The sequence below is a fragment of the Manganibacter manganicus genome (genome assembly GCF_002075885.1).
Taxonomy (GTDB): domain Bacteria; phylum Pseudomonadota; class Alphaproteobacteria; order Rhizobiales; family Rhizobiaceae; genus Mesorhizobium; species Mesorhizobium manganicum.
This window is the reverse complement of record NZ_MDET01000060.1, coordinates 13,473-33,018: the sequence shown is the minus strand read 5'-3', so window position 1 is coordinate 33,018 and position 19,546 is coordinate 13,473. Positions and strand designations below refer to the sequence as shown.

The 19,546-nt window shown below is 61.1% G+C and carries 21 protein-coding genes; 19 read left to right on the top strand and 2 right to left on the bottom strand.

All coding sequences use genetic code 11. The features are described 5' to 3' along the window. Positions 1–643: 643 nt before the first annotated feature. Complete coding sequence (locus BFN67_RS23120; RefSeq protein WP_080921817.1) at positions 644–1,495, bottom strand: LysR family transcriptional regulator; 852 nt, start codon at positions 1,493–1,495, stop codon at positions 644–646. Positions 1,496–1,654: 159 nt separating this feature from the next. Between BFN67_RS23120 and BFN67_RS23115 the strand changes: the two genes are divergently transcribed. The 19 genes from BFN67_RS23115 (at position 1,655) to lpxB (ending at position 18,132) form a co-directional block, all read left to right on the top strand. Continuing rightward, positions 1,655–2,218: a LysE family translocator gene (locus tag BFN67_RS23115; RefSeq protein WP_080921931.1), complete on the top strand. Its 564-nt coding sequence runs from the start codon at positions 1,655–1,657 to the stop codon at positions 2,216–2,218. Positions 2,219–2,262: 44 nt separating this feature from the next. Further along, positions 2,263–2,805 (top strand): hypothetical protein, encoded by a 543-nt coding sequence (locus BFN67_RS23110; protein ID WP_139789307.1) that lies wholly within the window; start codon positions 2,263–2,265, stop codon positions 2,803–2,805. A gap of 13 nt (positions 2,806–2,818) precedes the next feature. Next, on the top strand, positions 2,819–3,157 hold the full coding sequence (locus BFN67_RS23105) for a hypothetical protein (protein ID WP_080921815.1): 339 nt from the start codon (positions 2,819–2,821) through the stop codon (positions 3,155–3,157). Between the two features lie 2 nt (positions 3,158–3,159). Further along, on the top strand, positions 3,160–3,417 hold the full coding sequence (locus BFN67_RS23100; RefSeq protein ID WP_080921814.1) for a hypothetical protein: 258 nt from the start codon (positions 3,160–3,162) through the stop codon (positions 3,415–3,417). A gap of 247 nt (positions 3,418–3,664) precedes the next feature. Continuing rightward, positions 3,665–4,498 carry a cell envelope integrity EipB family protein gene (locus BFN67_RS23095; protein ID WP_080921930.1) on the top strand — a complete coding sequence of 278 codons (834 nt, stop codon included), beginning with the start codon at positions 3,665–3,667 and terminating at the stop codon, positions 4,496–4,498. A 5-nt stretch (positions 4,499–4,503) separates the two neighbouring features. Beyond that, the gene (locus BFN67_RS23090; protein ID WP_080921813.1) at positions 4,504–4,782 is read left to right on the top strand and encodes a DUF4031 domain-containing protein; all 279 of its coding nucleotides are present in this window, start codon (positions 4,504–4,506) and stop codon (positions 4,780–4,782) included. A 161-nt stretch (positions 4,783–4,943) separates the two neighbouring features. Beyond that, positions 4,944–5,786, top strand: a complete 843-nt coding sequence (rpsB, locus tag BFN67_RS23085) for a 30S ribosomal protein S2 (RefSeq protein ID WP_080921812.1) — start codon at positions 4,944–4,946, stop codon at positions 5,784–5,786. A 117-nt stretch (positions 5,787–5,903) separates the two neighbouring features. Then, complete coding sequence (gene tsf / locus BFN67_RS23080; RefSeq protein ID WP_080921811.1) at positions 5,904–6,824, top strand: translation elongation factor Ts; 921 nt, start codon at positions 5,904–5,906, stop codon at positions 6,822–6,824. Between the two features lie 109 nt (positions 6,825–6,933). Beyond that, positions 6,934–7,656, top strand: a complete 723-nt coding sequence (gene pyrH / locus BFN67_RS23075; RefSeq protein WP_080921810.1) for a UMP kinase — start codon at positions 6,934–6,936, stop codon at positions 7,654–7,656. A 108-nt stretch (positions 7,657–7,764) separates the two neighbouring features. Beyond that, positions 7,765–8,319, top strand: a complete 555-nt coding sequence (gene frr / locus BFN67_RS23070) for a ribosome recycling factor (protein ID WP_080921809.1) — start codon at positions 7,765–7,767, stop codon at positions 8,317–8,319. 50 nt (positions 8,320–8,369) lie between these two features. Further along, positions 8,370–9,098 carry an isoprenyl transferase gene (locus BFN67_RS23065; protein ID WP_280951355.1) on the top strand — a complete coding sequence of 243 codons (729 nt, stop codon included), beginning with the start codon at positions 8,370–8,372 and terminating at the stop codon, positions 9,096–9,098. A gap of 11 nt (positions 9,099–9,109) precedes the next feature. After that, complete coding sequence (locus BFN67_RS23060) at positions 9,110–9,910, top strand: phosphatidate cytidylyltransferase (protein WP_080921929.1); 801 nt, start codon at positions 9,110–9,112, stop codon at positions 9,908–9,910. Between the two features lies 1 nt (position 9,911). Next, positions 9,912–11,054: an RIP metalloprotease RseP gene (rseP, locus tag BFN67_RS23055; protein ID WP_080921807.1), complete on the top strand. Its 1,143-nt coding sequence runs from the start codon at positions 9,912–9,914 to the stop codon at positions 11,052–11,054. Between the two features lie 219 nt (positions 11,055–11,273). Next, a complete protein-coding gene (gene bamA / locus BFN67_RS23050) occupies positions 11,274–13,643 on the top strand; it encodes an outer membrane protein assembly factor BamA (protein ID WP_080921806.1) in 2,370 nt (789 codons plus the stop codon). A 73-nt stretch (positions 13,644–13,716) separates the two neighbouring features. Continuing rightward, the gene (lpxD, locus tag BFN67_RS23045) at positions 13,717–14,769 is read left to right on the top strand and encodes a UDP-3-O-(3-hydroxymyristoyl)glucosamine N-acyltransferase (RefSeq protein ID WP_080921805.1); all 1,053 of its coding nucleotides are present in this window, start codon (positions 13,717–13,719) and stop codon (positions 14,767–14,769) included. Beyond that, on the top strand, positions 14,762–15,226 hold the full coding sequence (gene fabZ / locus BFN67_RS23040) for a 3-hydroxyacyl-ACP dehydratase FabZ (protein ID WP_080921804.1): 465 nt from the start codon (positions 14,762–14,764) through the stop codon (positions 15,224–15,226). The genes lpxD and fabZ overlap by 8 nt, the downstream gene beginning before the upstream one ends. A 12-nt stretch (positions 15,227–15,238) precedes the next feature. Beyond that, positions 15,239–16,072: an acyl-ACP--UDP-N-acetylglucosamine O-acyltransferase gene (lpxA, locus tag BFN67_RS23035; RefSeq protein ID WP_080921803.1), complete on the top strand. Its 834-nt coding sequence runs from the start codon at positions 15,239–15,241 to the stop codon at positions 16,070–16,072. Then, positions 16,059–16,952 carry an LpxI family protein gene (locus BFN67_RS23030; RefSeq protein WP_080921928.1) on the top strand — a complete coding sequence of 298 codons (894 nt, stop codon included), beginning with the start codon at positions 16,059–16,061 and terminating at the stop codon, positions 16,950–16,952. Before lpxA ends, BFN67_RS23030 begins: the two co-directional genes overlap by 14 nt. Beyond that, positions 16,942–18,132, top strand: coding sequence for a lipid-A-disaccharide synthase (lpxB, locus tag BFN67_RS23025; RefSeq protein ID WP_080921802.1), 1,191 nt, complete (start codon positions 16,942–16,944; stop codon positions 18,130–18,132). Before BFN67_RS23030 ends, lpxB begins: the two co-directional genes overlap by 11 nt. Before the next feature lie 21 nt (positions 18,133–18,153). Here the strand turns inward: lpxB and gltA are convergent, their stop codons facing one another. Continuing rightward, the gene (gene gltA / locus BFN67_RS23020) at positions 18,154–19,443 is read right to left on the bottom strand and encodes a citrate synthase (protein ID WP_080921927.1); all 1,290 of its coding nucleotides are present in this window, start codon (positions 19,441–19,443) and stop codon (positions 18,154–18,156) included. Positions 19,444–19,546 lie beyond the last annotated feature (103 nt).

The window sequence follows — 19,546 nt, the reverse complement described above, 5'->3', positions numbered from 1 at the left end:
GAGTTGTCACTGAGTTACACCTGCGTTCTGGTCTGCACAAGGAAGAGTGCCTGATCCAAAGGCCGCCATGCCGTACCGCGAATGCCGCTCGCACTTCACCGTTGCCACGCTGCCTTTCGGCCCTGGCCATTTCAACGAGCTGACCTTTCGAGGCTGAAAGGTCGGGAGACGGCGCATGGCATTGCGCCTGGTTATTTAAGTAGTGACGCTCTGCCATGCGCCGCCGGCGTTTCTACCCTTGCCTTTCCCGGCCCATCGCCCATTTGCGAGCGCGAGCATCTCAGGTCCGGTTCGGGCCGGGCGGTTCCGTTCACTGTTACGGATAACGCACCCGGCGCCACACTTGCCTGGATGCTCGAGTGTGCACACCCGTTCCCGCTGGCAAGCTGCTGTGGGGATTATGCGGGAAGGATGGCGGGTGTGGATAAAGCGGCGAGAAAGAAACCGCCGTTAACGGGGCAAGCACCTGATCGGCAGGGGAAATATCTTTGCCAATGATTGATTGTCGTGATTTTTCATCCACGCCAGCCACCACGTCGCTCGCCGTGCCCCTGCAAGCGGACTCTTGCACGGACTGCTGTCTGATGTCGCGGAAATCAGACGTAAAAGCCGAACCCTAATTGGGGTTTTTACGACTACGTGTTCAGCCCGGCCTGTTGACGGTAATCCAGTCGACGACCGAGCGCGTGAGCAGCGCATTTTCTTCCGACAGGCCGGGCCGGATATGAGCGACGAATTCTACATGCGGTAGCGGTGGCAGTCGCTCGTTGGCCTCCGCCGATTGCAGGCTCAGTGGGATCGAGCTGGAATTCAGCGGCGTGACAGCGAGCCCAGCTGCGGCCATGGCCGTCAGACTGCCAAGACTGGGGCTGACGCTGGCGATCCGCCATTTGCAGTTTTTCGAGGCGAGCGCGGCAAGGGCGGCGTCCCGGTAGGGGCACGGTTCGGGAAAAACGGCGAGCGGGATGGGCGCGTCGGCATCAAGCAGAGCCTTGCCGAACGCCCATCTGAGCGGCTCGTTCCAGAGATGGATGCCGGATTGGTCGCCCCGGCATCGACAGCCGATGATCAGGTCGAGTTCGCCTCTGTCCATTGACTCCAGCAAAACGGTCGTATTCGAAATCTGGATTTCAAGCGTCTTGGCCGAGCGAGAGTCCTGAAATTTTTTCAGCGCCGCCGGCAGCCACGTGCTGGTCAGGTCATCGGATGCGCCGATCCGCAGGTGAAACGCGCTGCTGCTCCCATTCATGAGGGTTCGGGCTTCTTCGCTCAGGCGCAAGATCGCCTTGGCATAGCCCAGCAGCGCCTGCCCTTGCGGGGTCTGCGCGACTGTGCGGGTGCTGCGCTCGAAAAGGGCGGCTCCCGCCTGTTCCTCAAGCCGCCGGATGTGGGCGCTGACGGCGGATTGTGTCAGATTCAACTGCTGCCCGGCCTTCGTAAAGCTGGACAGGCTGGCGACCGCCTCGAAGGTTCGCAGCAGCACGATATCGAACATCGATCCACCTCAGATCGTTATTAATAGCATGACGATAAATCGTTTCTGATCATCAATGAAGCCTGCTTCACTCTACCCTGGCGGGAAACGGGAGGTCGGCAATCATTGTCGCTCGAAACCTGGATTCCGTTCGCCCTCGCGACGCTGGCCTTCGCGTTCATGCCGGGTCCGGCCATCCTGTACATGTCGGCGCAGACCCTGGCTTACGGACACAGGGCCGGCCTGATGGCCGCGCTTGGCGTCCATCTCGGTTGCTACGTCCATATCGCGGCAGCATCCGTCGGGCTGGCTGCGCTCTTGCACCATGCGCCTGCGCTCTATTCGCTCGCCCGGATGGCCGGCGCGCTTTACATGCTGTGGCTGGGCGGAAGGATGATCTTCCCCGCCGGCGTGGAGGAAGAAACCGAATCCCCTACGCTCCACAGGCGTGCTCTGCGAGACAGCATCGTGGTCGAAATTCTCAATCCAAAAACCGCGCTGTTTTTTCTGACCTTCCTGCCGCAGTTCGTCGATCCGCAAGCGGCGGTCCCGAGTTGGCTTCAATTTCTGCTGCTTGGCATCATCGTCAACGGCGCCTTCTCGCTCGGCGATCTCGCCTCTGTCGGCATCGCCTCCTTCGCCGCGCCGCGTATTTCTTCCTCGGGCCCCGGCGGCTGGGTTTCAAAGGTCAGCGGCGGCATCCTTGTCGGGCTCAGCGCCGCGATCATGGTGCATTTCGTTTGATCGGAACCCCTGCCACCGATGCTGGTTATCGAATGGAGAGACGGATGAGTATTTTGAGACGATCCTTTGCCGCAGCTTTATCCATTTCGTTCCTGTGCGTGCCCGCCGTGGCGGCGGATCATCAATGGGATGTCTACGCCAACGCGCGGTTCGGCTATGAGATCTGCTATCCGGCCGACCTCCTGACCGCGCAGCCCGAAGCCGACAATGGCGACGGCCGCAAGTTCACCGGCACGTCGGGCGCCGAACTGGCGGTCTGGGGCGGATACAATGTTCTCGAGCAGGACATGGATGCCCTCATCGACGATCTTGCCGATGAAGGCGCCGACGTCACCTATCGCCGCGCCGCGAAAGACTGGGTCGTCGTCTCCGGTCGCGAAAACGGCAATGTTTTCTATGCCAAAGTCCTGCTGGAGCGGAACGCGGTGGATGGCGTCGACATCGTGCGCGCCTTTCGCCTGACCTATCCCGCCGGCGAAGCGACGACCTATGAGGCGATGGCTGCCCGGCTGGCCAAATGCTTCAAGCCGACCGGACAAGGCATCGACGACGGTCTGCAACCGCTCCCCTCCGGATCGCCCCAATGACAAGGAGAACGCAATGAACCGGCTGTTGCTCGCCCTTTCGCTGTTCGCCATCGGATTACAGGTCGCAAGTCCGGCCATGGCTGCGGAAAAGCTGTTTGCGAAAGCCACCGAGACCGACGACCAACTCAGGAAGCTCTTCGACGATGCAGGCGATAGTTGTCTGCACAGCCGCAGCCACGACGTTCGGGTCGTCGTCGCCTGCGTATCGATGAGGATTTACGGCGCAGCCCTCAACGAAAGGGGTTGGTGCTATGGCCACCGCAATGAAGCGAATGCTGAGATGGACTGGCACCGATGCGACGCCGATTCCGAACGATTTTCGCTCGACAAGCTGGTCGACGTCAGGAGGTAGCGATGCTGAAACCTATCGTTGTTTTCGTCATTAGCCTTCTCCTGCTCGTGCCGGTCTGCGTGTTCGTCGGATACGGAATAGGGGAGGTCATCGCAGCCTATGTCTATCCCGTAACCGGGCCGCCGGACAGATTCAGGGAAGACCGCGAACTGTTCGCCGGCGTCTACGGCATCATGTTCATCGGCGGATTTTTGTACCTCGCTTCCGCTGCCTTCGCCGTATTCCGGCTGGTCCTGGCGATTCGGAAAAGGCGAGCTTGATAATGAACAATTGCTCGAAACTTGCCGGTTAGTTCCCCACTCGGTTGGGGACGCCGACGGCTGTTTTGCAACGATGTGGAGCGAGTAGCATCGCGCTTGTTGCCAAAGCGTCTTTGCCACACTGACAATTCGCAGCCAAAGCGGTTATGGAGAAAGCTGTCATATCTGCCTCGCTTCCGCCATGACTTCCTCTATGCTTGGCTGTCTTTTCCTGGTGGTTGCCCTCACTCCCGATCGGAGCCTGTTCATGCGCGCATCGCGCCCTGTTTTCCAAGCCGTCCTGTTCTCCGCGTTTATTTCGGCAGCACCGGCGCTCGCGGTTCCGATGCTGCAACCGCATCGCGCCGTCTATGATCTTGCGCTCGACAAGGCGTCGGATCGTTCGGGAATCACTGGGCTGACCGGGCGCATGGTTTATGAATTCAATGGCTCGCCCTGTGATGGTTACACGGTTAATTTTCGCTTCGTCACGCGGATCACCACGTCGGACGTTTCGCGTCTGACCGATCAACAGACGACGACCTATGAGGACGCCGCCGGCAAGACCTTCTCGTTTTTCACCAAATCTTTTGTCGATCAGGCACCTGACAAGGAGATAAAGGGCACCGCCACCAAGGATGCCAAGGGTATCGAGGTGAAACTTGAAAGGCCGCAGGAGACGACCCTTCAACTGGCGCCAACGCAATTCCCGACACAACATTTGTTCGAGATGATCGAAAAGGCGGAAAAGGGCGAAACCTTCTACCAGACCAGCCTGTTCGACGGTTCGGACGACGCCAACAAGGTGATGAGCACCACGGTCGTAGTCGGCAAACCCGCCAAGATAGAAAAATCCGACCCGGAACTGCCGGCGCTCGACCGCTTGGGCAAGGACAAGTTCTGGCCGGTCGACGTCGCCTATTTCGACACTTCGTCGCCGGATGGCGGCGAGGAAGTGCCGCAATATCGCATCAGCTTCAAGCTGCATCCGAACGGCCTGACGCGCGATCTTGTCATGGATTATGGCGATTTCTCCATGACCGGCAAGCTGGTCAATCTGAAGCTGTTCGATTCCCCGCCTAACAAGAGTTGCAACCAGTAGGCCGCATGGGTGTCTATGTCGACGCCGCGATCTGGAAATGGGAGGGGCATCGCTGGTGTCATCTCCTGGCCGACGATACCGATGAGCTTCATCGGTTCGCGGCCCGTCTCGCCATCAAGCGCTCGTCCTACCAGGGGCCGCCGAAAACATCGGCCCCGCATTACGATATAACCGGCTTGGAGCGCGACCGCGCGGTGCGTCTCGGTGCGGTTGCGTGCAGCCGTGAGGAGATTGTCGCGGTGTTCAGGCGCGTGAGGGTGCCGAACGGCAAGGCGAGGCGATAGGGCAGGGTTGCGTTTCGGGGATCAAGCCTCTATATGCGCGCTCATTCCACACACGGACTTTGGTATCTGACCGGGAGAAATTCGGCTGAAACCTCCGGTGGCGAAAGGAAATCGTTCCGATCGCCTGTGTCCGTGGAGGCCAACCGGAAAGGAACTAAGGAATGGCTCTGCCTGATTTCAGCATGCGCCAGCTACTGGAAGCTGGTGCTCACTTCGGTCACCAGACCCACCGCTGGAACCCGAAAATGGCGCCCTATATTTACGGCGCCCGCAATAATGTCCATGTCATCGACCTGTCGCAGACCGTGCCGCTGCTGCACCAGGCGCTCAAGCAGGTTTCCGACACCGTTGCCCGCGGCGGCCGCGTGCTGTTCGTCGGCACCAAGCGCCAGGCGTCCGACATCGTGGCCGATGCCGCACAGCGCTCGGCGCAATATTATGTCAATTCGCGCTGGCTCGGCGGGATGCTGACCAACTGGAAGACGATCTCCAACTCGATCCAGCGCCTGCGCAAGCTGGACGACATTCTTTCGAGCGGCGAGGCACAGGGCTTCACCAAGAAGGAACGCCTGAACCTCGACCGTGAGCGCGAGAAACTCGACAAGGCGCTCGGCGGTATCAAGGACATGGGCTCGACGCCCGACCTGATGTTCGTCATCGACACCAACAAGGAAGCGATCGCCATTCTCGAGGCCAAGCGCCTCGGTATTCCGGTTGTCGCCATCGTCGATTCCAACTGCGATCCGGACAAGATCGATTTTCCGATCCCCGGTAATGACGACGCGGCGCGCGCCATCCAGCTTTATTGCGACCTGATCGCCAAGGCGGCGATTGATGGCATTGCGCGTCAGCAGGGTTCGCTCGGCGTCGATGTCGGTGCATCGGCCGAGGCTCCCGTGGAGCCGGCGCTGGAACCGACGCCTGCCGAGGCCCCAGCCGGCGAGCAGACCGCCAGCGAACAAACGGCCGACCAGGCCCCGGCGGGCGACGCGCCGCAGGCCTGATTGCCGAGGCCGTTCCGGCCTTCGCATTTCCTACATTGTGACGCGCTAGGCGTCAGGCATCGCGCATCGCCGATTTTTCGGTGGTGCGCATGCCCGTTTTGAACAAAGAGGCGAAAAATGAGCATTTCAGCAGCACAGGTCAAGGAACTGCGCGATCTTACCGGCGCGGGCATGATGGATTGCAAGACGGCGCTGGCCGAAACCAATGGCGATATGGAAGCGGCGGTCGACTGGCTGCGCAAGAAGGGCATTTCGAAGGCAGACAAGAAGGCCGGCCGGACCGCCGCCGAAGGCCTGATCGGCGTCGATTCCGGCGTGCGCGAGGCGGCCATCGTCGAGGTCAATTCCGAGACCGACTTCGTCGCCCGCAACGCCGCCTTCCAGGAGATCGTCGCCAATGTCGCCAAGGTGGCACTGGCCTTCGGCGACACGGAAGCTGTGGCGAACGCCAACTACCCCGGCTCCGACAAGAACGTGACCGAGACGATCAAGGATGCGGTCGGCACCATTGGCGAGAATCTGGGCTTCCGGCGTTCGACCAAGCTGGTCGTGCCGCAGGGCGCGGTCGCCACCTATGTCCACAATTCGGTTGCCGACAATCTCGGCAAGCTCGGCGTTCTGGTGGCCATCGAGACGGCCGGCGATGCGCAGAAGGCCGGAGCCTTTGCGCGCCAGGTCGCCATGCATGTCGCTGCCACCAACCCGCAGTCGCTCGATGTCGATGCGCTCGACCCGGCAGCGGTGGAGCGTGAGAAGGCGATCTTTTCCGATCAGGCCCGCGCGTCGGGCAAGCCGGAAAACATCATCGAGAAGATGGTCGAGGGCCGCCTGCGCAAATTCTACGAAGAAGTCGTGCTCCTGAAGCAGGCTTTCGTGTTCAATCCCGACCTGACCGTCGAGAAGGCGCTCAAGGAAGCGGAGAAGGAGATCGGCGCGCCGGCCAAAATCACCGCCTATCTGCGCTTCGCGCTCGGCGAGGGCATCGAGAAGGAAGAGAGCGATTTTGCTGCGGAAGTCGCGGCAGCGGTCAAGAAATAGCGGCGGGTTCAACCGCTTCCTGATATTGAGCTGAGGGCGTTGCGTGACATCGCGGCGCCCTTCGTGTATCGGGACGCGACATTCGCAACTCACCCAATCGAGGATCAGTATGACGGCCAATCCCCGCTACCGGCGTGTCCTGCTCAAGGCGTCGGGCGAAGCGCTGATGGGCGAGCAGCATTTCGGCATCGATGTGTCGGTGGTGGATCGCATCGCCGCCGACATTGCCGAGGCGAGGGCGCTTGGCGTGGAAGTCGGGGTCGTCATCGGCGGCGGCAATATCTTTCGCGGCGTCGCGGTGGCTTCCAAGGGCGGCGATCGGGTGACTGGCGACCATATGGGCATGCTCGCTACCGTCATCAATTCTCTGGCATTGCGGACTTCGCTCATCAAGATCGGCGTCGATGCGGTGGTTCTGTCGGCGATCGCCATGCCGGAACTGTGCGAAAGCTTTTCGCAGCGCCAGGCCACGGCATATATGAACGAGGGCAAGGTGGTGATCTTTGCCGGCGGCACCGGCAATCCCTTCTTCACCACCGATTCGGCGGCGGCGCTCAGGGCTGCCGAGATCGGCGCCGACGCACTGTTCAAGGGCACGCAGGTGGATGGCGTCTATTCCGCCGACCCCAAGAAGGACGCCAATGCGACCCGTTATGAACGCATTACGCATGACGAGGTCATCAGGCGCGGCCTTTCGATCATGGATACAGCCGCGATTGCCCTTGCGCGCGAAAACAACATTCCGATAATCGTCTATTCCATCCACGAAAAAGGTGGATTTGGCGAGATCCTGAAGGGCGGCGGCCGGTGCACGGTCGTCGCGGATAACTGATCCGGGCGGCGCCTGTGGGGTCGCCAACGCCGCGCCGCACGGGCATGGTGTGGTCCGGATCAAATTTTCAAGCGACGAGCCCGTTTTCAGCGGGCCGAGGAGGTTTCCATGAGTGGTGATTATGACGATCTGAAGCGGCGCATGGATGGCGCCATTGCCGCCTTCAAGCAGGATCTGGCATCCCTGCGAACCGGCCGCGCATCGAGCAATCTGCTCGATGCCATCCAGGTTGAGGCCTACGGCACCGCCATGCCGATCAACCAGGTGGCGACGGTCTCGGTGCCGGAGCCGCGCATGATCTCCGTCTCCGTCTGGGACAAGTCGATGGTGAGTGCGGTGGACCGCGCCATCCGCGAATCCAATCTCGGCTTCAATCCCATCGTCGATGGCGTCAACCTGCGCATCCCGCTGCCTGAGCCCAGCGAGCAGCGCCGCAAGGAATTGGTCAAGATTTCTCACACTTACGCGGAAAATGCCCGTGTCGCGGCGCGGCATGTGCGGCGCGACGGCATGGATTTCTTGAAAAAGGCGGAAAAGGATGGCGACATAAGCGAGGACGATCTGCGCAAGCAGTCGGACCAGGTGCAGAAATTGACGGACGAGATCATCAGCACGATCGACAGCCTGCTTTCCGATAAGGAAGCTGAAATCATGCAGGTATAAGGTCTGGCACGACTGAGCGGCTCGAAAGCGAGGGAACGGTGATATCTGGGGTGAGACCTGGGGCAAGCCCCGCGCATGTCGCGATCATCATGGACGGGAACGGGCGCTGGGCCAAGGCGCGCGGGCTGCCGCGCCTTGCCGGTCATCGCGCCGGGGTCGAAGCGTTGCGCAAGACGGTCCAGGCGGCACCTGATCTCGGCATTTCCTATCTGACCGTCTATGCGTTTTCGTCCGAGAACTGGTCGCGTCCGAAATCCGAGATCAGCGACCTGATGGGTCTGCTCAAGCTGTTCATCCGCCGCGATCTCGCGGAACTGCACCAGAATGGCGTGCGGGTGCGCGTCGTCGGTGACAAGAGCACCCTCCAGCGTGACATAAGGCAGTTGCTGGAAGAAGCCGAGGCGCTGACCAGAGACAACACGGCGCTGACGCTGGTCATCGCCTTCAACTATGGTGGTCGCGACGAGATCGTGCGCACCGCGCGCCGTCTGGCGCAGGCGGCGGCTCGTGGCGATATCGAGGCCAGCGCGATCACCGTCGAATCCTTTGCCGGGGCGCTCGACACCGCCGGCATTCCCGACCCGGAAATCGTTATTCGTACCAGCGGTGAACTGCGCCTTTCAAACTTTCTTTTGTGGCAATCGGCCTATAGCGAGCTCGTGTTCCTGCCGTGCTACTGGCCGGATTTCAATCGCGAGCATCTTGCCGATGCTTTGCGCGAATTTGCCGGCCGCGAGCGCCGCTTCGGCGGAGTGGCGGTGGAAGACGTCGCTTTATGAGTGGCGCTGCCATGAGCAATTTTCAGCTTCGGGTGTTGTCGTCGGTGGTGCTGGCGGCGGCGGTACTTTGGCTGACTTGGTTGGGCGGAATGCCGTTTCGGGTGTTGTGCGCCCTGATTGCCGGCGCGATCCTTTATGAATGGACGCGCATGGTGCGCCCTTCAGCGGGAAAAAGCGCCGGCTTCCTGTCCGAAGCGCTGTTGCTGGTGCTCATGCTCGCGCTGATTCTCGGCTTTTCGGCACCGGTCCTTTTCGCTGCCGGTGCGATAGCCGTTATATTGGTCGGGGTCGTTTCCGGGCTGCGCGGGGCAGGGCAGTGGGAGGCTGCTGGGCTTGCCTATGCGGTGCTTTCAGGCTTTTCACTGGCTTTTCTGCGTGGTGACGGTCATTCCGGCCTCGTTGCCATGTTGTTTTTGTTTGCTGTCGTATGGGCCACCGATATTTTTGCCTATTTTGTCGGGCGCGCCGTTGGCGGGCCGAAGCTCGCGCCCGCGATTTCGCCCGGCAAGACGCGCAGTGGCGCTGTCGGTGGCATTGTTGGCGGCATTGTTGCCGGGCTCATCCTCGTGGTGGCGGCTGATGGCGGCCGCTACGCGGTCATGGCGGTGGTGGCGCTTGTGCTTTCAATTGTCTCGCAGGCCGGCGATCTTTTCGAATCATGGGTCAAGCGCCGCCATGGCTGCAAGGATTCCAGCGCGCTGATCCCCGGCCATGGCGGGGTGATGGACCGGGTGGACGGCCTGGTTGCGGCGGCGCTGGTGTTTTGCCTCATGGGATGGGCCTCGGCGACCGTCGAGCATTTGGGAGCATGAATTGAACGATATCCTGCACGCGCTGTTCAGCACGGAAGGTGTTATCATCGGCACGCTTGTCCCGTTCCTGTTCGTGCTGACCGTGGTCGTCTTCGTTCACGAGATGGGGCATTATCTGGTCGGGCGGCTTTGCGGCATCGGTGTCAGCGCCTTTTCGGTTGGATTCGGGCCGGAACTCGTCGGCTTCAACGACCGGCACGGCACGCGCTGGAAACTGTGCGCCATTCCGCTTGGCGGCTATGTGAAGTTTGTCGGTGATATGAACGCCACCTCCAGCCCGGCCGATTCGGCGGCGATCGAGGCGCTCAGCGAGGAAGAGCGCAAGATTGCCTTCCATACGCAGCCGATCTGGAAGCGCGCCGCTACCGTGTTTGCCGGCCCGTTCTTCAATTTCCTTCTGACGGTTGCGGTTTTCGCCGTGCTGTTTTCGCTCTACGGGCGCTATGTGCTGGAACCCACCGTTGCCGCCGTCCAGCCGGGCAGCCCGGCGGCGGAGGCCGGCATCGAGCCAGGCGATCGCTTCGTCAGCGTCAATGGCGAGGCGGTCGAATCGTTCGGTGATGTCCAGCGCCTCGTTTCCGGCCGCTCTGGCGACAAACTCACCTTCGTCATGAAACGCGACGGCAAGGACGTGACCGTCACTGCGACGCCGAAGATCACCGAGGAAACCGACGCGCTCGGCAACAAGATCAAGGTGGCGATCATCGGCGTGGTCACAAACGCCGAAGTCGGCGAACCGCGGCAGATCACCTATTCGCCGGCCGGCGCCTTCGTCGCGGCGGTAGAGGAAACCGGCCACATCATCCAGCGCACCGGCCAGTTCCTCAAGCGTTTCGCCGTCGGACGCGAGGACAAATGCCAGTTGGGAGGACCGGTGAAGATCGCCGGCATGGCCGAACAGGCCGCCAAACTCGGTTTCGAGTGGCTCGTGCAGCTGGTCGCCTTGCTTTCCGTCGGCATCGGCATACTCAATCTTTTGCCGATTCCCCCGCTCGATGGCGGCCATCTGATGTTCTATGTCTTCGAGGCCGTCACCCGCCGCCCGCTGTCGGAAAGGGTGATGGAAATGTTCTATCGGGCCGGTTTCCTGCTGGTTCTCGGCTTTATGGGATTCGTTTTCTGGAACGACCTGTTCGGGTGCTGAAATCATGAAGAAATTCGTCCCGGCGTGCCTTCCGTTGAGAGGACGTTTACCATGCGCCGGGATATGCGTGACGCGAATGCCACGCATTGCGGTTAAGTAAATACAAATTAACCAGAAGCCTTGCGTGTAGGGAAAATCCGGTTAATACCGTACGAGAATTAGCCGCCACGTCCGGCTTTCTCGCCGTGGGGACTACGAGAAAAAAGGTTTGAAAGCCCGATGAAGGCAGCATCCAGGTTCTTGAGCGCCGCGTCGGCGGCGGCTTTATCCGCCGCTTTGATTGTACCGGCCACGCTCACTGTGCAGCTTGTCGCCACTTCTTCCGCCGAGGCCGCGGTCGTCAGCCGGATCGAAGTGCGTGGCAATCAGCGTGTCGATGCCGACACCATTCGCAACTATGTCGCGATCAAGCCGGGCAAGTCGTTTTCCAGCGGCCAGATCGACGAGGCGATCAAGTCGCTGTTCGGCACCGGCTTGTTCTCGGACGTGAAGATCAACCAGGTCGGCTCGTCGCTGGTGATCACGGTTTCCGAATATCAGGTGGTGAACCAGGTCCTGTTCCAGGGCAACAAGAAGATCAAGGACGCGCAGCTTGCCGCCGCTATCCGGTTGAAGCCGCGCAGTTCGTTCTCGCAATCCGCGCTCGATGCCGATACCGAGGCGGTCAAGGCTGCCTACAGCCGCATCGGCCGTGACGACGCCACGGTAACGACGCAGATCATGGATCTCGGCGAAAACCGCGTGAATGTCGTCTTCCATGTCAATGAAGGCGACCGCACCAAGATCAAGGCGGTGAATTTTGTCGGCAACGAAGCTTTTTCAAGCCGCCGGCTTGCCGACATCATCAACACCAAGCGGTCCAATCCGCTGTCCTTCCTGCTGCGCGACGACGTGTTCGACGAGAACAAGCTGAAGGCCGACGAGGAACTGCTGCGCCGCTTCTACTTCAATCATGGCTATGCAGACTTCCAGCTCGTTTCCGCCTATGGCGAACTGGATGAGGCGTCTAACACCTATACCGTGACGATCACGGTGAATGAGGGCCAGCGTTACACGTTCGGCAATATCAGCGTTGACAGCACCATTCCCGAGGTCGACGGCGCGGCCCTGATGTCGGTGGTGGATACGCACCAGGGCGATGTCTATAGCGCCAAGGACGTCGAGGATTCGATCATCGCACTCACCGAGAAGGTTGCCGGTTCCGGCTATGCCTTCGCGCAGGTCACGCCGCGTGGCGACCGCAATTTCGAAGCTCATACCATCGATGTCGTCTATACGATCGATCAGGGCGCCAAGGCCTATATCCAGCGCATCGAGATCCGTGGCAACACCCGCACGCGCGATTACGTCATTCGCCGCGAGTTCGATCTCAGCGAAGGCGATGCCTTCAATCAGGTTCTGGTGCAACGCGCCAAAAAGCGGCTGGAAGCGCTTGATTTCTTTGAGAGCGTGAACATCTCAACCGCTCCGGGCACCGAGCCGGATCAGGTCGTGCTTGTGGTGGACGTGGTCGAGAAATCGACCGGCGAGTTCTCGATCGGCGCCGGTTATTCGACCGGCGGCGAGACGCCCGGCGCGTCGTTGCAGGGCTCGATTACCGAGCGCAACTTCCTTGGCCGCGGCCAGTTCATCCGCCTGTCGGCGGGCGGCGGCAAGCACTCCCGCGATTTCGCCCTTTCGTTCACCGAGCCATATTTCCTCGGACGGCGTATTTCGGCGGGCTTCGACGTCTTCAAATCGACCCGCGAGTATGACCATAAATATGACAGCGAGGTGCTGGGCGGCACGGTGCGCTTCGGCCTGCCGATCACGCAGAATATCTCAACGCAGTTGGCGTACAACATCTCGCGTGAAGAATACGAGCTTAATGAAGACTGCGATACAAATGATGATGGTATTCCGGATGGTGGATGTGACATTTCACAAGCTATCTTGAATGGTATTGATCAGAGTCCCTGGATCAAGTCTTCAATCAGCGGCTCCGTAATCTACAACACTATCGATGATCCGAAGAACCCGCATTACGGCATCTATGCCAATGCAGGGGTTGAGGTTGCTGGCCTTGGCGGTGACGCCAAATTCGTCAAGTTTACCGCGCGTGGGTCGCTCTATCAGACGCTTTCGGAAGAGTACGACATTGTCGGTGTTCTCTCGGGCGGTGCCGGTTACATGACCGGTTTCGGTGACGAAGGAATCCGCATTTTCGATCAGTTCCGCAGCAATGACCGCATAATCCGTGGTTTCGACTATAATGGCATCGGCCCTGCCGATGCGGTGACTGGCGATCATCTTGGCGGCACGACCTATTTCAATGCCTCCGCCGAGGCACAGTTCCCGCTGCCGCTGGTGCCGGAAAGCTTCGGTCTGCGTGGTGCGGTGTTTGCCGATGCGGCGACGCTTTACAACAACGATGTTGATTTTGGTGGAGCGGTTGTGTCGAACGGCATGAAGCTTCGCGCGTCCGTCGGCATCGGTCTGATGTGGGCTTCGCCGTTCGGGCCGTTGCGTATCGATTACGCGGTCCCGGTCCAGAAGGAAGATACCGACGATACGCAGGAATTCAATTTCGGCATATCGACCCGCTTCTAAGGCGGGACAACGCCGTCGCAGGCTCGCGCGGTCTGAGACAGCGCGAGCCAACCCAATTGGATAATAATCTGGAATGACCGAACCGGTGTTCTTTGTGCCTTCACGCCGGTTTACGGCAAGTGAAGTCGCGAATCTGACCGGCTCGGTCCTCAGCAATCCTGCCTATTCGGAAACGCCGATCGAAACCATCGCGTCGGCCGAAGATGGCATGGGCAACGCGCTGGTCTTCGTGGATGGCAAGCGCCATGTTGGTTTGATGCCGAAACTCACGGCGGCGGCGGTGCTTTGCCCGGCCGAGATCGCCGATCAGGCCGCCTCTGGCGTCGCCGTCCTGGTCAATCCAAGGGCGCAGCAGGCCTTTGCCATGGTCGGCCGCCTGCTTTTCCCGACGGCTTCGACGCCGGGTCCGCTAACATCGGAAACCGGCATTTCACGTCATGCCCATGTCGATGCCACCGCCAGGATCGAGGGCGGCGCCATTATCGAGGCCGGCGCCGTCATCGGGCCGCATGTCGCCATAGGCAGCGGCACGGTGGTCGCGCCGAATGCGGTTGTCGGCGCCTCGTGCCAGATCGGCCGCGATTGTTACATCGGACCGGGCGTGACCATCCAGTATGCGCTGATCGGCAATCGCAGCATCGTTCATGGTGGCGCGCGGGTCGGTCAGGACGGTTTCGGCTTCGTGCCGGGCGCCAAAGGGCCGGAGCGCATGCCGCAGATCGGCCGCGTCATCATTCAGGACGATGTCGAGATCGGCTCCAACACCACGGTCGATCGTGGCGCCATGGCCGATACGGTGATCGGGGAGGGCACCAAGATCGATAATCTGGTGCAGATCGCCCATAATGTCCGCATCGGGCGCGGCTGCGTCATTGCCGGTCATTGCGGCCTGTCCGGTTCCGTCACATTAGGCGATTTCGTCATGCTGGGTGGGCGTGTCGGCATTGCCGACCACATCACGGTCGGCGACAGGGTGCAGGTTGCCGCGTCCTCCGGGCTAATGTACGACATTCCGGCGGGAGAGCGCTGGGCTGGCCTGCCGGCACAGCCGATGCGCGATTTCTTCCGTGAATTGTCGGCGATCCGTGCCTTCACCAAGCATAACAAGGGTGACAAGAATGGCTGACGCCATCGGCTCCACGCTGGAAGCCGTCGATATCATGGAGTTGATGAAGCTCCTGCCGCATCGCTATCCGTTCCTGATGATCGACAGGATCATCGAGATCGACGGTGACAATTCGGCGATCGGCATCAAGAATGTGACGATCAACGAGCCGCATTTCCAGGGCCATTTCCCCGGCCAGCCGGTCATGCCGGGTGTGCTCCTTATCGAGGCCATGGCGCAGACGGCGGGCGCGATCTGCATTCGCTCCGTTGCCAGGGGGCAGCCCTCGCTGGTCTATTTCCTGACCATCGACAATGCCAAGTTTCGCAAGCCTGTCGTGCCCGGCGACCAGTTGCGGATTCATGTCAGAAAAATCAAGATGCGTGGCAATCTTCTGAAATTTGCCTGCGAGGCGCTTGTCGAAGACGCCAAGGTGGCCGAAGCGGAAATCTCGGCGATGATGGTCGAGAATGGATGACGTAAGGTGCTTATGACAATCGAAACAGTCGTCCATCCGTCCGCCGTAATCGAAAAGGGCGCCGAGCTTGGCGCCGGTGTCCGCATCGGGCCGTTCTGCCATGTCAGCGCAGATGCCGTGCTGGGCGACCGCGTCGAGCTTGTCGGCCATGTATCGGTTCTTGCTGCGACGACCATCGGGGCAGGCTCGAAGGTCTATCCGATGGCCATTCTCGGTGGCCCGCCGCAGAACGCCAAGCACAAGGGCGGACGCACGACGCTGACCATCGGCGAGAACTGCACGATCCGCGAAGGCGTCACCATGCATGTCGGCACCGATTCCAGCCGCGGTGCGACCACCGTGGGCGCCAATGGCAATTTCCTCGCCTATGCGCACATCGCGCATGACTGCATCGTCGGCAAGAATGTCACCTTCGCCAATGGCGCGACGCTCGGCGGCCATTGCGAGATCGGCGATAACGTCAATATCGGCGGACTGACCGCCGTGCACCAGTTCGTGCGCGTCGGCGACAACGCCTTTCTGGGCGGCTGCTCGGCGGTGGTTGGCGATGTGATTCCCTACGCGCTTTGCGTCGGCAACCGCGCCAGCCTGCGCGGCCTTAACATTATCGGCCTGAAGCGCGCCGGCCTGCCGCATTCGGAACTCCACCTGCTACGCCGCTGTTACAACACGATATTTGACCGTTCCCGCACGGTTGGCGAGAATATCGAGATCGCAAGATCCGAGTTTTCGGCCTCGCCGACTGCCATGAAGATCATCGACTTCATCTCAGAGCGCGGCAAGCGGCAATATGCCGTGCCGCGGCTGGAGCGCCGGGGCGGTGACGAGTCCGATGACGAGGGATGAAGACCAGCTTCATCTAGCTCCCGGCTCGCGGGTCGGCATCGTCGCCGGCGGCGGCAATCTGCCGATAGAGGTCGCGCACAGCCTGTCCGCGCGCGGGCACCGCCCGTTTGTGCTTCTGGTAGAGGGGGAGGCCGACCCGAATTCACCGCTTGGCGGATTCGATCACCTGGTCCTGCCGATCGAATCTTTTGGCTCCCTGGTCGCCAGTCTCAAGAAGAACGGCGTCACTCATGCAGTTCTGGCCGGTGAAATCAAGCGGCGGCCGCGCTGGTCGGCCGTGCGGCCCAATGCCGGCCTGCTTGCCATGCTGCCGGCGTTCCTGGCCGGGTTGGCGAGTGGCGACGACAGCCTGCTGAAGACCGTTATCCGGTATATCGAAAGGCGCGGCGTCAAGGTCGTCGGCGCTCACGAGATCGTTCCGGAGCTTTTGGCCATGCGCGGTGTGATGACCGACGCCGCACCTACCGACAGCGACAGGAAAGACCTCAACGCGGCTTTGGTGGCGGCGCATGCCATCGGCGCACTGGACATCGGGCAGGGGGCGGTGGCCATCGGCGGCCGGGTGATCGCGCTCGAAGGCATCGAAGGCACCGACGGCCTGCTGGAGCGGGTCAAGGATCTGCGCGATCATGGCCGCCTGGCAGCGCGCCGTCGCGGCGTTCTGGTCAAATGCGCCAAGCCTGACCAGGAAGAGCGCGCCGACTTGCCGTCGATCGGCCCGCAGACGGTCGACGGCGCATATGCGGCTGGTCTCGCCGGTATCGGGGTCGAGGCCGGCCGATCGCTGGTTCTGGAGGGGCCGGCAATGATTGCACGCGCTAACACGCTCGGCCTTTTCATCGTCGGCCTGCCCTCTGCGGGAGCAAGTGATGGCCAGTAGCAAGCCGCTCACCATCGCGATCGTGGCGGGGGAGGAATCGGGCGATCTGCTCGGCGCGGACCTCGTCTCTTCCCTGCAAAGCGCCACCGGCCGCGAAATCCGGCTTGTCGGACTGGGTGGCCGCCATCTTGAGGCGCTTGGCCTCAATTCGCTCTTCGACGCCAGCGAAATCGCGTTGACGGGCATCAGTGCCGTGTTGCGTGACCTGCCGCGCTTGATGAGGCGCATCGGCCAGACGGCGGCCGCAATCGCTGCCGAGAAGCCGGATTGTCTCGTCACCATCGACAGTCCGGACTTTGCCCTGCGCGTCGCCAGAAAGGTGCGCGCGGCCAATGCGGCGATCCCCATCGTGCATTATGTGTGCCCGAGCGTGTGGGCATGGCGGCCGGGCAGGGCGCCGGCCATGCGTCCCTACGTTGATCGCATCCTGTGCATCCTGCCGTTCGAGGTCAAGGAACTGGCGCGCCTGGGCGGGCCGCCCGGCACCTATGTCGGCCACCGCCTGACCCACGATCCTGGCGTGCTGGCCGCGGCGGCGGCGCAGGCCGCCCCGCGCGATCTCTCCGAGGAGCGGGAAAAGACGCTGCTTGTCCTACCCGGCTCACGCCGCGGCGAAGTCAAGAGGCTGCTCGGCCCCTTCGGCGAGACGGTTTCGGTGCTTCGCGCGCGCGGGCACCGCATGCGGCTGCTTTTGCCGACAGTGCCGCATGTCGCCGACATGGTGCGTGAAGCGATCGTCAACTGGGATGAAAAGCCACAGATCATCACCGAGCCGGAAGGAAAGTGGCGCGCCTTCGGCAAGGCTGATGCCGCCCTGATCGCATCGGGTACGGTTTCGCTTGAACTGGCCCTGGCAAGGGTGCCGATGCTGTCCTGCTACAAGCTCGATCCGCTGGTCAATACGGTGGCGCCGCGCCTCATCACGGCATGGTCTGCATCATTGCCCAATTTGATCGCCGACCGGCCGGTGGTCACGGAAGCCTATAATCAAGGGGTGCGTGCCGTCACCCTTGCCCGCCATATCGAGGCGTTATGGGCCGATACTCATATGAGACACTGGCAAAAGAACGGGTTCGCCGAGGTTGCACGGCGCATGGAAACCGCTCAACCGGCCGGGGAAATAGCTGCACAGGCTGTGTTGGCAACCATGCGGCGGCCGGCAACCGGCAATCGGCAGTAGGACCGATCGCCGACCTGCCTCTTACCTTTTCGCGATCGGCACGTAGTCGCGCTCCGGCGAGCCGGTATAAAGCTGACGCGGACGGCCGATCTTCTGGTGCGGGTCCTCGATCATCTCCTTCCACTGCGCGATCCAGCCGACGGTGCGCGCCACCGCGAACAGCACGGTGAACATGGTGGTGGGGAAGCCAAGCGCCTTCAGCGTGATGCCGGAATAGAAATCGACATTCGGGTAGAGCTTCTTTTCGATGAAATACTCATCGGTCAGAGCGATCTTTTCCATCTCCATTGCAATGTCGAGCAGCGGATCGTCCTTGATCCCGAGTTCGCCCAGCACCTCATGCGCCGTCATCTGCATGATCTTGGCGCGCGGGTCGTAGTTCTTGTAAACCCGGTGACCAAAACCCATCAGCCTGAACGGGTCGTTCTTGTCCTTGGCACGTTCGATATATTCGGGAATGTGATCGACGTGACCGATCTCCGCCAGCATGGTGAGTGCGGCTTCATTGGCGCCGCCATGCGCCGGGCCCCACAGGCAGGCGATGCCGGCCGCGATACAGGCGAACGGATTGGCGCCAGACGAGCCGGCTAGGCGTACGGTCGATGTCGAGGCGTTCTGCTCATGGTCGGCATGGAGGATGAAGATGCGCTCCATGGCGCGGGCCAGAACCGGGTTGACCTTGTATTCCTCGCAAGGCACCGCAAAACACATATGCAGGAAGTTGGCGGCAAAGTTCAGGTCGTTCTTGGGATACATGAACGGCTGACCTTTGTAGTATTTGTAGGCCATGGCCGCGATGGTCGGCATTTTGGCGATCAACCGCATCGAGGCGATCATGCGCTGGTAGGGATCGGAGATGTCGGTGGAGTCGTGATAGAAGGCCGACAGAGCGCCGACCACGCCGCACATCACCGCCATCGGGTGGGCGTCGCGGCGGAAGCCGGTGAAGAATTTCGACATCTGCTCATGCACCATCGTGTGATGCGTGATGCGACGGTCGAAATCGTCCTTCTGGGCCTTGGTGGGCAGTTCGCCGTAAAGCAGCAGATAGCAGACTTCGAGGAAGTCGCCATGCTCGGCAAGTTGGTCGATCGGATAACCGCGATGCAGCAGGATGCCGGCGTCGCCGTCGATAAAGGTGATTGCCGATTCGCAGCTTGCCGTCGAGGTGAAGCCGGGATCGAAGGTGAAAGCCCCGGTGTCCCTGTAGAGCGCGCCGATGTCGATGACGTCCGGACCGATAGAACCGCTTCGAACCTTCAGGTCGTGGGTTTTGCCAGCCAGTTCCAGTTTCGCAGTCGATCCGGTCATCGGAAACTCCTTCATTCTCTCAAGGCCCGCGCAGCCAAATTCATTCCGCATTGTCAGATAGGCAAAACATCATGAAGCCAGGAAATGCAGCTATTGCGGCCGC